Consider the following 11950-nt stretch of genomic DNA (forward strand, 5'->3'; position numbering starts at 1 on the left):
GTGAGTTAAGTTTGCTCATATTCAATTAGCGGAGACATCTCAATGCCTATCAAAGTCTTTGATTTTTTGGCTCTGCTACCTGCACTTCTGAGCAAAACCTTCAGTACGTGTGCTCGGATGCAGCGGCGGGTCAATCGGCAACATAACAGCCTGAATGTCGAAAACGTCAAACGCCACAGGCTGGACCCCTGACGCAACGCCGCAGGCGCGCGATATGTTCTTGAAGCCTGGGTTTTCCCCGACCTATACCGCAAGTCGACATGACAACCGTGTATCGCACATTTCTGCCCATGGTCCTGTCTCTGCTGGTCATACTGACCGGTCAGGGCGTTGCGGCTTCGCGTGGGGTTGATCGTACTGTCGGCCAGATGGTGCTGTGCACCGGAACCGGTCCTGTCGTCGTCTATATGAATGAAGATGGCGAGCCGACCGGTGCTCCGCACTATTGTCCGGATTATGCGCTGTCGTTGCTTGGCGCGATTCTTGCATTGCAGCCTGATCTGCCGGCTGCACCCGACCGACCCCGACACGAGTTATCACAACGTTCCGATGGCCTGATTGCCGCCCCGGTACCACAGACGCCGGCAAGGGCGCCTCCTCGCGCTGTCTGATTCCTTCCACTGAATTCAGACACTTTTTGCAAGGAGAGGCATAATGTCCTTCAAATCCAAACTTCTGGCCACGCTGGCCGCCGCATCGCTTGCCACCTCTGCCCTAGCTGGGGGCGAAATCAAGGTCGATGACGTCTATGCCCGGTCATCTGGTAAGAACGCTAAGGCTGGCGCCGCATTCATGATGATCGTCAACCAAGGCGATGCTGAAGACCGCTTGATCGGAGTGACATCGGATGTCGCCGCCCGGGTTGAATTACATACCCACAAGATTGATGAAAACGGCGTTGCCAAGATGGTTCATGTCGAGGAAGGCTTTGCCATTCCGGCAGGTGAAAGCCACATGCTGAAACGCGGCGGTGATCATGTGATGTTCATGGGCCTCACGCAGCCGTTTGAACAAGGTGCGATGGTGCCGGTCACGCTGATCTTTGAGCAGGCAGGTGAAGTGCAGGTCGAAATCCCGGTTGATCTGGAGCGCTAGGACAGCGGCGCGCATTCCAACTAAGGTCAGGCCTTTCTTCGGGCCGAAATCGGGCGTCATCCATACATCAGACCGGGCATTGCCCGGTCTGTTGCGTTATTGGTTGATAGAGCGCATTGCCAACCGGTCACCGGCACGTTTGAAACGAGCAGCCAGGAAGAACATGACCACCGCGATGGCCAAGGCCGAAAAAGCGATTGCCCACCCCAAAGCCACTAGGCCACTGCCGGGCCAAAACAACAGCACCAGCCCGATTATCAGCGCTACAAGGCCCGAGTTTCGCACTGTCGACCGTTCCGGGTCCTTTTCATGCATCTGTGACATGGCCAGCAAAGAACCGATTCCCATGATCAGCGCCCACGCTCCTAGTAGGAAGAAGGTCAGCCGGGCTGCACCCTCTGGCCAGATCAACAGCACCAGCCCAATCAAAATTGCCCCGATCCCCACACCACCGACGACTCCGCAGCGCCCAAATCCCAGCAGGGTCAGGCCTCCATCCAGAACCAGCAGCAGCCCTACTAATCGCAGCAACAATGATATGCTGCCGGTAGGCCAGAACAGCGCTGCAACGCCAACGAACCCTGCCAACAGGCCCCGCAACAGGAAGGTCCACCACAGATTGGCCAGATTATCGCTGAGCGCATCGCGCGACCGGATGCTGACATCATCAAGTATTTCACCACTTCTTGTCTCAGGCTCTGTCATGGGGCTCTCTCGTTTTGGGCTGACTGCAGCATAGACGACCAATTCCCGCTCTGTCTGCTGATTCTGCTGTCAGCGTCGGCCGAGATGCCTGTTCACCCAGCGGGGTACGGTTTCTGAGGCCGGTCCAAATACCGTTTCGTCAAAGCTGGACACTCCGACCGAGGGTTCCAGATTCAGCTCGATGGTCCGCGCACCGGCGGCGATGGCTTCGTGGACGAAGGCGGCAGCTGGGTAGACCTGGCCCGAAGTCCCAATAGCGGCAAAAATCCGGGCCTCGTTCAGGTGGTCATAGATTTCGTCCATGCGGTAGGGCATTTCGCCAAACCACACGACGTCTGGCCGGGCAGAGGATGAGTGACAGGCCGGACACCGCTCGCCCACAGCCATTTCCGGTGGCGCAGTCCAACGATGCTCGCAGGCCGCGCATAGCGCCCCGGCTAGAATGCCGTGCATGTGGATAACACTCTTGGCCCCACCGGCCTCGTGCAGGCCATCGACGTTTTGCGTCACGATTACGACTTCGCCGGGCCAATCACGCTGAAGCGTGGCTAACGCTTCATGCGCCAAGTTGGGCAGTGCCTTTGCTGCCTGAACCCGGCGTGCGTTGTAGAACCCGTGGACCAGCGCGGGATCGCGGGCAAATCCTTCTGGCGTGGCGACATCCTCGACCCTGTGTTTGGCCCATAATCCGTCTTCGTCGCGGAAAGTGCCCAATCCGCTTTCCGCGGAAATCCCGGCTCCGGTAAGAATGACGATCTTTTCCATGTCCCCTCCGCAGGTTAAACCATGCCCCATGACACACCGTATCCTTTTCGTCTGCCTGGGCAATATCTGCCGTTCACCTGCTGCCGAAGGCGTCTTTCGCGCCCGTGCACCGCATCATGAAACCGACAGCGCAGGAACGTCGGGTTGGCATATTGGCGATCCACCCTATGGCCCCATGATAAAAGCCGCGAGGGCACGGGGCATTGACCTCAGCGATCTCAGGGCGCGGCAGTTCACGGCAGAAGATTTCGACCGGTTCGATTTGATCATCGGGATGGACGCCAACAACTTCGCCGATATCGAAGAGTTGCGTCCTGCTGGCAATGACACGCCGGTGCGCCTGCTCACCGATTTTGCGTCACATTCCGGGGCGGACCATGTCCCCGATCCGTATTACACTCGCGACTTCGAGGGCGTGCTGGATCTTATCGAAACGGCGGTTGAGGGGTTGGCAACACACCTAAATCCCTAGGTAGCCATAACTTTCAATCTGTCGCTGAGCCACGGCAGTTGCGTCACCGCGGGGTCAATGATCTGGCTTTGCATCAGCCGCCGGATCATGCCCGCAACTTCCTGCGGAACCTGATCGGACCAATCCGAACGCGTGAACAGTGATATCGTGCGCGAGAACTCTCCGAACGGGGCAGGGTGCACCTCAAGCCCGTCATGGAACCTTGCTGCGCGCATATAGCCCAGCGGCGTGGTAATCGCCCAGCCCAGGCCCCGCGCGACCATCGCCATCAGTGCCAGATGCGAGCCAATCTCGAACCGTTCCTCAAATTCCAATTGCTTCCGCGCAAGGTGTCCTTCGATCTGGCGGCTGATTAGTTGTTCGCGTGCGTAGCGTAGGAACGGCAGATCCTGCATTGCGTTTCCTGCTCCTTTTGGAGCCACCAGAATGAAAGGGTCCTGCACCAAGGGGTACTCGACCACACCTTCCAGTACCTCGCCACTATGAGCCGAGACTGCCATGTGCAGGCGCTGTTCCTCCAAGGCCTGAAACAAATCGAGACTGGACAGGGTGATCAGCTTGAATTTCGACCGCGTCAAACTGTCGGCCAGCAATGTCGCCAACCGCGGCGTCAGATCATTGTCGAAATCGTCGATCAGGCCGATGGACAGAGTGGTCAGGTGCCCAAGATCCATCACGGCCAGTTCGCCTTGGGCCATCTGTAACTCGGCCAGAACCGTTTCCGCGCGCGCCAGAAAGCTACGCCCGGCCTGCGTCAGCCGCATCGGCCGCCGCCCGTGATCCACCAGTTCGGTGCCCAAGGCTTTTTCCAGATTGCGCAATTGCTGGCTGACCGAGGGCTGGCTGAGTCCCGTGATCTCGGCGGCTTGCGCCACCGATCCCGTCCGCGCCAGCGCCTCGAACACTTCAAGGCCCCGCAGGGTCAGCCCTTTCATCACCATCAGATACACCTTTCGCTGCGCCATTTCTGGGGGGCAGACGAGATCAGGTCAAGGATTGAAGGTGTCTTAGCTGCAAACAGCCTGTGCCATTTGGCCGAAGGCCTGATAGCGATCCCACAGCGCATCGTCGCGCGCGCTCTGCGACATCTTCAGCTCCTGCGCCTGATGCGGATCTTTGAACCACTGAGCTACCTTCTTCTGGTCGCTTCGCGTAAGTGCTTGATTGGCGACCCTCTGAATGCAGCTGCACCGATCCCGCGTCGCCGCCGACCGATCCGACGCCAGACACGCCCGTTTGATTTGCGCCGCGTCCACTGCCGGCGCCACTGCCGTCAGCGATGCCGCACAAAATGCGATTAGGAGGAACTGTTTCATGCTCATGCCTCTTTTTTGCCTGCTCGGAGAGATCTGACGCCTCTCTCGGTTTGCGCAGGACTATGAAACAAACGGGGGAAGGGATCAATCATGTGGTGAAATAAAGTGATGGGGCGAGTCGTGAACGTCTCACTCCGTAGGTCGGGCTTCAGCCTGGCATCAGCTACGACAGGAACGGTCGCCACCGCTCGATGGCTTCAATCAAGGCTTCGATTTTCTCTGGGTACTTTGCGGCATATCCCGCCCCGGTAGCGGGGATACCCCACTTGATCAAAGTATCGACCGCAAGATCGCCTTTGCTTGCGCACCACTTGAGAAAGCTTGCCAATCCGGATTTGAACTTAACTAGGATTACCTCAATCCACTCAGGAGGCGGGTTTTGCTCTTCCAGAACCGTTGAGAGTTCTTCGGTGGCTTCCCAGATCAAGGTTATTGAACCAGACAAAAGCTCGTCTTGAATGCTCTCTGGAGGGTTGTTCCCTCCAATGCCATGACGCGCCGTAGGCCGAATGCGAAGACTATCCTTCAAGCCCCGTAGAGCTTTCTCGACCGCCCATCGTGCCTTGATGCGATCGGCCCAAGCGCCTTCTATAGTTACTTGATGCAGAAGCTCACTGCTTATGGGCTCCTGTCCAGTAAAGCTCTTGTACCACTCGAGCCAAAAGGACCAATCCTCGTAGCCCGCTGAGTAAGGCCACTTATTTTCCGTTTCTAGAAAAGGCATTAGTCTTGCTTGATAGAGCGCTTGCCAAGCAGCAGGGGAAGGGCTGTATTCTTCTTTATTCAGTTGTTCGAGGTAAAACTGACGTTGAGGGTGCTCAAAAAGCAGGTCTTCAAGCTTTCTTTCTGCATAGGGCAAGTAACTGTCCAAATTATCTTGGAAAGAAAAACTTTCATCTTCGACAAAGCCATCAAATCTTTCGAGGAGATCGCCAATCCCGTAAAAGTAGACGTTGGTTTGTCGCTGATAAAATTGGCCGCGCTCTATGCCAGTCATTTCGTCAAATTGCCGGTCAGCGTCAGGTCGATAAGATGAGGCCCGGTCGGATGCCAAAGCGTTGTATAGCGCGATCCTTTGCGAACTTGCTGCATGGGAAAGTGCTTCGCGGGGTTTAATCTCATCGCGTTGAAGGAGTGAAAACTGGTGAAGGGTCAGAAGCCCGTGAAGAATACATGCGACTGTGTCGGGTCTCAGCCTGTTTACTTCACCATCTTGAGGGAAGCCGTCGGGTCCGGCCAGGCCAAACGCGAAGATCGTAAATTCACTGATGCGCTTAAGCCTGTTATCCATTTTACGAACCCCAAATCACCAAAATCAATCATGTTGGGTGCATCACGCCTTTGCCTGCTTGACCAACCCACGATTCCTCTACATATCCCCAACCCATGACAGACCTCGCTCATATCCGCAATTTCTCCATCGTCGCCCATATCGACCATGGCAAATCCACCCTTGCCGACCGGCTCATCCAAGAGACTGGAACCGTCAAGGATCGTGACATGAAGGAACAGCTGCTCGACAGCATGGATATCGAACGGGAACGCGGCATCACCATCAAGGCCAACACGGTCCGTATCGACTATACTGCCGACAATGGCGAGCAGTACGTGCTGAACCTGATCGACACCCCCGGGCACGTGGACTTTGCCTATGAGGTAAGCCGCTCCATGCGCGCGGTCGAAGGCTCGCTGCTGGTCGTCGACAGCACCCAAGGCGTCGAGGCGCAGACGCTGGCCAATGTCTATCAGGCCATCGATGCCGATCATGAGATCGTGCCGGTGCTGAACAAGATCGACCTGCCCGCGTCCGATTGTGACCGCGTGGCGGAACAGATCGAGGACGTGATCGGCATCGACGCGACCGACGCCATTCAGGTCAGCGCCAAGACAGGGCAGGGAATCCACGAAACGCTTGAGGCTATTGTTCAGCAACTGCCCGCACCGCAGGGTAGTCTCGACGCGCCGCTCAAGGCGATGCTGGTGGATTCGTGGTACGACGCCTATCTGGGCGTCATCGTTCTGGTACGCATCATGGACGGCACGCTGAAAAAGGGCATGCGGGTCAAGTTCATGTCGAATAACACCCTGCACCATGTCGACCGCGTTGGCGTTTTCCGCCCGGAGATGGAGATGGTCGACTCTCTCGGCCCCGGTGAGATCGGCTTCCTGACCGCATCCATCAAACAGGTCCGCGACACCCGCGTCGGTGACACCATCACCAACGACCGCAACGGCACCGAAGAAGCATTGACAGGCTTCAAGCCCGCGCAACCGGTGGTGTTCTGCGGCCTCTTCCCCGTCGACAGCTCCGAATTCGAAGATCTGCGTGACGCGATCGACAAGCTGGCCCTCAACGACGCCAGCTTTAGCTTTGAAATGGAAACCTCGGCAGCACTTGGCTTTGGCTTCCGCTGCGGCTTTTTGGGCCTGCTGCACCTCGAGGTCATCCGCGACCGCATCGAACGCGAATATGATATCGAGCTCATCACAACCGCACCGTCAGTGATCTACCACGTCTACATGAAAGACGGCGAGATGATCGAGCTGCACAACCCCGCCGATATGCCCGACCCCTCCAAGGTCGACCATATCGAGGAGCCGCGCATCAAGGCGACCATCCTTGTGCCGGACGAATTCCTCGGCGATGTGCTGAAACTGTGTCAGGACCGTCGCGGCATCCAACTGGACCTGACTTATGCGGGCAGCCGCGCCATGGTCGTCTATGACCTGCCGCTGAACGAGGTCGTCTTCGACTTCTACGACCGACTGAAATCGGTGACCAAGGGCTATGCCTCGTTCGACTACCAGATGACCGGCTATACCGAGGATAATCTGGTCAAGATGTCGGTGCTGGTGAATGACGAACCGGTCGATGCGCTCTCGACCATGGTTCACCGCGACCGGGCCGAGATGCGGGGCCGGGCGATGTGCGAAAAGCTCAAGGACCTGATCCCGCGCCACATGTTCAAAATCCCGATTCAGGCGGCCATCGGCGGCAAGGTCATAGCGCGCGAGACCCTCTCAGCGCTGCGTAAGGACGTGACCGCCAAATGCTACGGAGGCGACGCCACGCGGAAACGCAAACTGCTGGACAAGCAGAAGGCAGGTAAAAAGAAGATGCGCCAGTTCGGAAAGGTCGATATCCCGCAGGAGGCGTTTATTTCAGCACTCAAAATGGACAGTTGAATGGCGCGTAAAGCGCCCGTTCGGCTCTATCGTCACCGCGGTTATGTTGGCCGAGACTTGGTGGATTCTAGAATTGCTGACAGACTAAGGAAAGAACTTAGATCTGCTTTGTTAGGAAAAGTCTGGTTTTCCAAGCTAAGTACTCAGAATGATCCATTTGATACTAATCCTTTTTTTGAAGATAGCCCCGTTCGTGAAGTAAAGAATTTCATGGAGGCTTATCGGAGAAAAGCCGGGCGATATGCTTCTTTGCATGCACTGGACTTTGTCGATGCAGCGAAGCAACGAGGTCTAAAGAAATCGCATGCTAAAAGGCATCTAAAAAACTATCAGCTAATGAGGAGATTACTTCGAAAGACATTTGAGGAGTTTCAGGAAAACGCTCTCATATCATGTTTTACCGAAGACCCAGATAACATATTAATGTGGAGCTATTACTCCAATTCGCACAGTTCGTTTTGCTACGAATTCTCGTTAACCGAAGATTCGTTGGAAGCGGGTTCTACGGCTGTAGCGGACATTAGATATGTAACTGAGCGTCCCAGACTTACGACTATTGATATGATGAGGCGTTCAGCGCAGCACGGTGTGCCCTCTGAGTTTCAAGAGTCTCTGGATGATGAAAGACGCGTGGATGACGCTACACTATTGTGTAAGTCGGCTCATTGGTCTCATGAAAAAGAGTGGAGGGCACTAAGAACGCCTGCGTTCAAACCTGGGTTTCATTCAATTTCTCCCTACAGATTAACGCGGGTGATACTCGGTTGTCGAGCAAGCACCGAGCTTTCAAATTTCATACGATCAGAGCTTCCCGAACGAATTCCGATTTCGCAGCATCAATTGCACAACTCTGATTATCGTCTTGAGCTGGAGGAAAAAAACTAAATACGAAGGTGTTGGCAAGTCGGCTTTGAGAGAATGTCTACTAACCCACACGCCCGGCGGCACCGCCGGGCCGCGCCGACCCGCCCCCATGGGGCGGCGCGTTTGCGCCTCTCCTCGGGCCGGCGCTGCCCTCCGTTCTGCTGATCGACCGTCGCAAACGCGTTTGCGCCCCGGCGCTCCGCCCGTTCGAAAGCGAAATTGTCCCGCCGTCAGCCATCCCTCGCCGATCCGCTGCGTCAGATGCTGACGACCTCCGGGCCTGACCCGTTTCATGGTATTCTAATCACACCCCAAAACACGGGAGGATGAATCAATGAAACATCTGTCTCTGGCCGCTGCCTTCTGCCTGTTCGCCGCGCCCGCCTTTGCGGGGCAATGCCCCACCGATATTGCCGCAATCGACGCCGCTCTGGCTGCGAGTCCTGACCTGTCTGAAGAACAGATCACTCAGGTCGAAACATGGCGCGACGAAGGCGCCGCGCTGCACGATGCGGGCGACCATGACGCGTCGGTTGCAACTCTGGCCCAGGCGAAGGAACTGCTTGGCCTGAACTGACCTCATTTCGCCGGCCCGGTTTGGTAAAAGGGCGGCGCGATTGCGCCTCCCATCGGATCGGCGCTGCCCTCAACTCAATTGACCAACCGTTCTGCATAAAGCGCCCATTTTAGACCCACACATCGCAATGTGTTATTGTGTCCGCGAGGAGCCGCGTTCAAGCGGGCTTGATGCTTGTCCAGACGCTTGCAACGCCAGACCCTCAGATATGAGAGGTTATTATGCACAAGTTCTTTCTGACGACCGCAGTCACAGTCCTGAGCATCGGCCTGACCGCCTCGGCGCAGGCAGAAACCTATGATGGGGGCGCCAAGGGCATGGGTGTGAATGCGAACCAGGTCTATGGCATCTCGGATGACCATGCGGTGATCAAGGCTCAGACCGATTACGACAGTTTCGAGGTCGCCTCGGGCCACCCGCTGGAAGGGGCTGCGGGCTCGTGTTTCGGGGCGGTGTTGGTCAATGGGGCCAAGGTTTCGGGCACCGGAAATTGCGTGTTCGATGCGGCGTCGGGAGAAAAGGCGGTGATGAGCTGGACCGCCACGGGCATAGGTGCAGATGGCGCGTTGACGGGTGACTGGACCGTCTCGGGCGGCACCGGAAACTGGGCCAGCGCAACGGGCGGAGGGACCTTTTCGTCGCTTACCGATCCGGACACCAAGAAATTCGTAAACACGATTACCGGCAGTATCACGATCGACTGATTGTGGCCTGATCTGGCAGAAAAGCGCGTGGTCTCGAGACCGTTCGCGTGCCCTTTGCCATGCGACCAGGTTTGGAGTTCCTGCGAAAGATGATACAGTCCCTTCATTCCAAACAGTAATTTAGTGGGGGAAGTGTTATGGACTCGCAGCTACGTTCCGAACTCTCGATGGGTCGTCTGGATCACTACTATCACGTCATGCGGACAACGATCTTTGCCTATGTCGCCATTGCCGCGATCATCGGTTTCGGCCCCGAGGGGGTTTCGCTGGTCCTGATCGTTCTGGTGATTGCAACCGCCGCCTACGGCATTCTCGCCGGAAAGACTGCCCTTGAAGATGTCGAAAACCTGCGGGATGACATGGATGACGACTTTGCGCAGACGAACTTTGCCAAAGGGATAGCGGCCCGAAACATGAAGGGGTTGATCCTGACCTCGAACGTATTCCTCGGCCTCATCGGACTGGTTGAACTGATCGCGATCGTGTTTTGAACCCGGGGCTGGGCCGGTGCCTTTTCGATCAGGCCTGTGTTGAGGGGTAAGTCAGACGACCTTGAGCACGCGATGTCCACGTACCATCTCGACGCCGATGTCGTTGTCTCCGATGTGTTGGGCCATGCCCAGCTTGATTATTTGACGCATGCCCAGACGGACGGGCTTGGTGTGGGTGTCGTCCAGAATGATCTTTGCACTGTTGGTTAGGCAGGGATGGATGGCCAGAAACTCGCGCAGATGTGTGTCCTTGGCGCCGTCCAGATGCAGTAGATCGATCTGCTGTTCGGGATGATCCTGCGCATAACGGGGCAGCTCTATCAGGGAATTGCCGGTGATGAACTCGGCCCGTCCGGGAAACGCCACCTTAAGCCAATCGAAGGCCGCAGGGACATAGATGTCCACCCGCGCCCATGACGGGTCAACCTGATGGCAGATATCAACGCCGGTGACCCGCAAGTTCGGATTCGCGGACAGCGCCAGAAACAGCGAATGGCCGCCGTTCACGCCAACCTCGAACATGTGGCTGGACTGTCGGGCCAACGCGAACAGATTGCGGCGCTTGCCCTCGAAGGCGGGCAACAGCTCGTCCTGCTCGAAACTGGGTGACTTATGTGCGTAAAACAGGTTGCCGTTGAGAGTGGGTTCTGCCTGAGCCGTCCGGAGCGATGTCGCGAGATGCTTGTCCAGCAACCCCAGCGCTGCCTGCCACACAGGGTCGGCAATCATCTCGTCATACGTTTGGAAATTCGGGAACTGCAAATGGTCCAGCACTGTTGCCTCTTTGTCCGTTGCACGAAGCCTTCGGGCAGAGCCTTCAGCGCGTCATGATCTTTTTTGCGGTCCTACCATTCCCACAGGGGAGTGCCTAGTCAATGAACAAGGGACCGACTGGATTGCGTCAATACTGAACCAATTGTTAACCGAAAATGAACTTTACCTTAGGTAACTTGTAACGCATTCGGGCTCTCCCAATCTGTATGCCACACCGAAGATGTTCGCTTTTGAACTCTAAAGGGTCGCATTCAGGAGGAGAGCCCATGACCAGATATTTAACTGCCGGAGCAGCCGCTCTGGCCACGAGCCTCACGCTTGGAACAGCTGCACTGGCCGACAACACGCCAGACCTGCGTGGCACATGGCTAGGGTCGTATACGACCGTTTCGCCCAGCCATACGCACCGCGGCGAAGCCCCCCGGTTCAATCAGGCCGAATGGATGCTGGATGTCCAGATGCAAGAGGACAACGTCTTTTGGGGTCCAAGCAAGTGGCGTCGGGACGGAGATACCGAGTGGAATGAATACGAAGCCACTGGAACGATCAGTCTTGATGGCTCGGGTTCCATCGGGATTGTTGAAACCGCACCGCTGGTGATTGGCGCGAATGCGTTGATTGATGCCCGGTACGAAGACGGCAGGATCTATGCCGATTTCCGTAGCCTGCGTAATGGAACGACCTACAGCACAGTTCTGGAACGTCAGGTGAACTGAAGCTGTTCCGGCCCGGGCGGTTGTAGGGGGTAAGTACCGCTGTGGCGGAGTGTAGTAGGTTGCCCCGGCCGGGTCGGAACGCTTCTCAGAAACGGAACCATCGTCTCCACGGGGAGGAGACGGGCCGGGTGGCCACCGAGCCGCCCGCGATAGGGTTCAGGGTACCACGTGTCAGGATGCGGCGTTCCTCGGCACGAGTCATCTGGATCTTGCGGACCTTCAGCGCGACTTCGCGTGCGGTGAAAAAGGTACTGCCCGGCCCAGGTTCCATTATCGGATCAATAC

Annotated in this window: 15 protein-coding genes; 9 read left to right on the top strand and 6 right to left on the bottom strand. The window is 56.7% G+C overall.

Features of this window, described 5'->3' with window-relative positions:
- Positions 1 to 260 precede the first annotated feature (260 nt).
- Both AC2TDA_RS01445 and AC2TDA_RS01450 read left to right on the top strand, forming a co-directional pair.
- On the top strand, positions 261 to 611 hold the full coding sequence (locus AC2TDA_RS01445; RefSeq protein ID WP_480878477.1) for a hypothetical protein: 351 nt from the start codon (positions 261 to 263) through the stop codon (positions 609 to 611).
- Between the two features lie 43 nt (positions 612 to 654).
- Positions 655 to 1095, top strand: a complete 441-nt coding sequence (locus AC2TDA_RS01450) for a copper chaperone PCu(A)C (RefSeq protein ID WP_480878479.1) — start codon at positions 655 to 657, stop codon at positions 1093 to 1095.
- A 96-nt stretch (positions 1096 to 1191) separates the two neighbouring features.
- On the opposite strand, the gene AC2TDA_RS01455 is transcribed toward AC2TDA_RS01450, so the two are convergent.
- Both AC2TDA_RS01455 and AC2TDA_RS01460 read right to left on the bottom strand, forming a co-directional pair.
- Complete coding sequence (locus AC2TDA_RS01455; RefSeq protein ID WP_480878481.1) at positions 1192 to 1800, bottom strand: HdeD family acid-resistance protein; 609 nt, start codon at positions 1798 to 1800, stop codon at positions 1192 to 1194.
- A gap of 69 nt (positions 1801 to 1869) precedes the next feature.
- On the bottom strand, positions 1870 to 2565 hold the full coding sequence (locus tag AC2TDA_RS01460) for an NAD-dependent deacylase (protein ID WP_480878484.1): 696 nt from the start codon (positions 2563 to 2565) through the stop codon (positions 1870 to 1872).
- Between the two features lie 28 nt (positions 2566 to 2593).
- Here AC2TDA_RS01460 and AC2TDA_RS01465 point away from each other — a divergent pair, with 28 nt between their 5' ends.
- Positions 2594 to 3037, top strand: a complete 444-nt coding sequence (locus tag AC2TDA_RS01465; protein WP_480878485.1) for a low molecular weight protein-tyrosine-phosphatase — start codon at positions 2594 to 2596, stop codon at positions 3035 to 3037.
- On the opposite strand, the gene AC2TDA_RS01470 is transcribed toward AC2TDA_RS01465, so the two are convergent.
- From AC2TDA_RS01470 to AC2TDA_RS01480, 3 genes are all read right to left on the bottom strand, one after another.
- Positions 3034 to 3978 carry a LysR family transcriptional regulator gene (locus tag AC2TDA_RS01470; RefSeq protein WP_480878487.1) on the bottom strand — a complete coding sequence of 315 codons (945 nt, stop codon included), beginning with the start codon at positions 3976 to 3978 and terminating at the stop codon, positions 3034 to 3036. The two genes, AC2TDA_RS01465 and AC2TDA_RS01470, sit on opposite strands and share 4 nt — an antisense overlap.
- A 66-nt stretch (positions 3979 to 4044) precedes the next feature.
- On the bottom strand, positions 4045 to 4353 hold the full coding sequence (locus AC2TDA_RS01475) for a hypothetical protein (protein ID WP_480847595.1): 309 nt from the start codon (positions 4351 to 4353) through the stop codon (positions 4045 to 4047).
- Between the two features lie 163 nt (positions 4354 to 4516).
- On the bottom strand, positions 4517 to 5644 hold the full coding sequence (locus AC2TDA_RS01480; protein ID WP_480878489.1) for a hypothetical protein: 1128 nt from the start codon (positions 5642 to 5644) through the stop codon (positions 4517 to 4519).
- A gap of 95 nt (positions 5645 to 5739) precedes the next feature.
- Between AC2TDA_RS01480 and lepA the strand changes: the two genes are divergently transcribed.
- The 5 genes from lepA to AC2TDA_RS01505 all read left to right on the top strand — a co-directional run bounded on the left by lepA (position 5740) and on the right by AC2TDA_RS01505 (position 10175).
- Positions 5740 to 7539, top strand: a complete 1800-nt coding sequence (gene lepA, locus AC2TDA_RS01485; RefSeq protein WP_480878491.1) for a translation elongation factor 4 — start codon at positions 5740 to 5742, stop codon at positions 7537 to 7539.
- Positions 7540 to 8424: a DUF2971 domain-containing protein gene (locus AC2TDA_RS01490; RefSeq protein WP_480878493.1), complete on the top strand. Its 885-nt coding sequence runs from the start codon at positions 7540 to 7542 to the stop codon at positions 8422 to 8424.
- Between the two features lie 313 nt (positions 8425 to 8737).
- Positions 8738 to 8980, top strand: a complete 243-nt coding sequence (locus AC2TDA_RS01495; protein ID WP_480878495.1) for a hypothetical protein — start codon at positions 8738 to 8740, stop codon at positions 8978 to 8980.
- A 221-nt stretch (positions 8981 to 9201) separates the two neighbouring features.
- Complete coding sequence (locus AC2TDA_RS01500; protein ID WP_480878496.1) at positions 9202 to 9684, top strand: hypothetical protein; 483 nt, start codon at positions 9202 to 9204, stop codon at positions 9682 to 9684.
- A 137-nt stretch (positions 9685 to 9821) separates the two neighbouring features.
- Complete coding sequence (locus tag AC2TDA_RS01505) at positions 9822 to 10175, top strand: hypothetical protein (RefSeq protein ID WP_480878498.1); 354 nt, start codon at positions 9822 to 9824, stop codon at positions 10173 to 10175.
- A gap of 51 nt (positions 10176 to 10226) precedes the next feature.
- On the opposite strand, the gene AC2TDA_RS01510 is transcribed toward AC2TDA_RS01505, so the two are convergent.
- Entirely contained in the window at positions 10227 to 10949 is a 723-nt protein-coding gene (locus tag AC2TDA_RS01510; protein ID WP_480878500.1) for a class I SAM-dependent methyltransferase, read from the bottom strand.
- Positions 10950 to 11215: 266 nt separating this feature from the next.
- On the opposite strand from AC2TDA_RS01510, the gene AC2TDA_RS01515 reads away from it, so the two are divergent.
- Entirely contained in the window at positions 11216 to 11665 is a 450-nt protein-coding gene (locus AC2TDA_RS01515; RefSeq protein WP_480847588.1) for a hypothetical protein, read from the top strand.
- Positions 11666 to 11950 lie beyond the last annotated feature (285 nt).

Source organism: Ruegeria sp. HKCCD6426 (assembly GCF_057221115.1).

Excerpts from the sequence above, each read along its gene's own strand:
- AC2TDA_RS01445 (WP_480878477.1), top strand. The coding sequence starts at position 261 with ATGACAACCGTGTATCGCACATTTCTGCCCATGGTCCTGTCTCTGCTG.
- AC2TDA_RS01450 (WP_480878479.1), top strand. The coding sequence starts at position 655 with ATGTCCTTCAAATCCAAACTTCTGGCCACGCTGGCCGCCGCATCGCTT.
- AC2TDA_RS01455 (WP_480878481.1), bottom strand. The coding sequence starts at position 1,800 with ATGACAGAGCCTGAGACAAGAAGTGGTGAAATACTTGATGATGTCAGC.
- AC2TDA_RS01460 (WP_480878484.1), bottom strand. The coding sequence starts at position 2,565 with ATGGAAAAGATCGTCATTCTTACCGGAGCCGGGATTTCCGCGGAAAGC.
- AC2TDA_RS01465 (WP_480878485.1), top strand. The coding sequence starts at position 2,594 with ATGACACACCGTATCCTTTTCGTCTGCCTGGGCAATATCTGCCGTTCA.
- AC2TDA_RS01470 (WP_480878487.1), bottom strand. The coding sequence starts at position 3,978 with ATGGTGATGAAAGGGCTGACCCTGCGGGGCCTTGAAGTGTTCGAGGCG.
- AC2TDA_RS01475 (WP_480847595.1), bottom strand. The coding sequence starts at position 4,353 with ATGAAACAGTTCCTCCTAATCGCATTTTGTGCGGCATCGCTGACGGCA.
- AC2TDA_RS01480 (WP_480878489.1), bottom strand. The coding sequence starts at position 5,644 with ATGGATAACAGGCTTAAGCGCATCAGTGAATTTACGATCTTCGCGTTT.
- lepA (WP_480878491.1), top strand. The coding sequence starts at position 5,740 with ATGACAGACCTCGCTCATATCCGCAATTTCTCCATCGTCGCCCATATC.
- AC2TDA_RS01490 (WP_480878493.1), top strand. The coding sequence starts at position 7,540 with ATGGCGCGTAAAGCGCCCGTTCGGCTCTATCGTCACCGCGGTTATGTT.
- AC2TDA_RS01495 (WP_480878495.1), top strand. The coding sequence starts at position 8,738 with ATGAAACATCTGTCTCTGGCCGCTGCCTTCTGCCTGTTCGCCGCGCCC.
- AC2TDA_RS01500 (WP_480878496.1), top strand. The coding sequence starts at position 9,202 with ATGCACAAGTTCTTTCTGACGACCGCAGTCACAGTCCTGAGCATCGGC.
- AC2TDA_RS01505 (WP_480878498.1), top strand. The coding sequence starts at position 9,822 with ATGGACTCGCAGCTACGTTCCGAACTCTCGATGGGTCGTCTGGATCAC.
- AC2TDA_RS01515 (WP_480847588.1), top strand. The coding sequence starts at position 11,216 with ATGACCAGATATTTAACTGCCGGAGCAGCCGCTCTGGCCACGAGCCTC.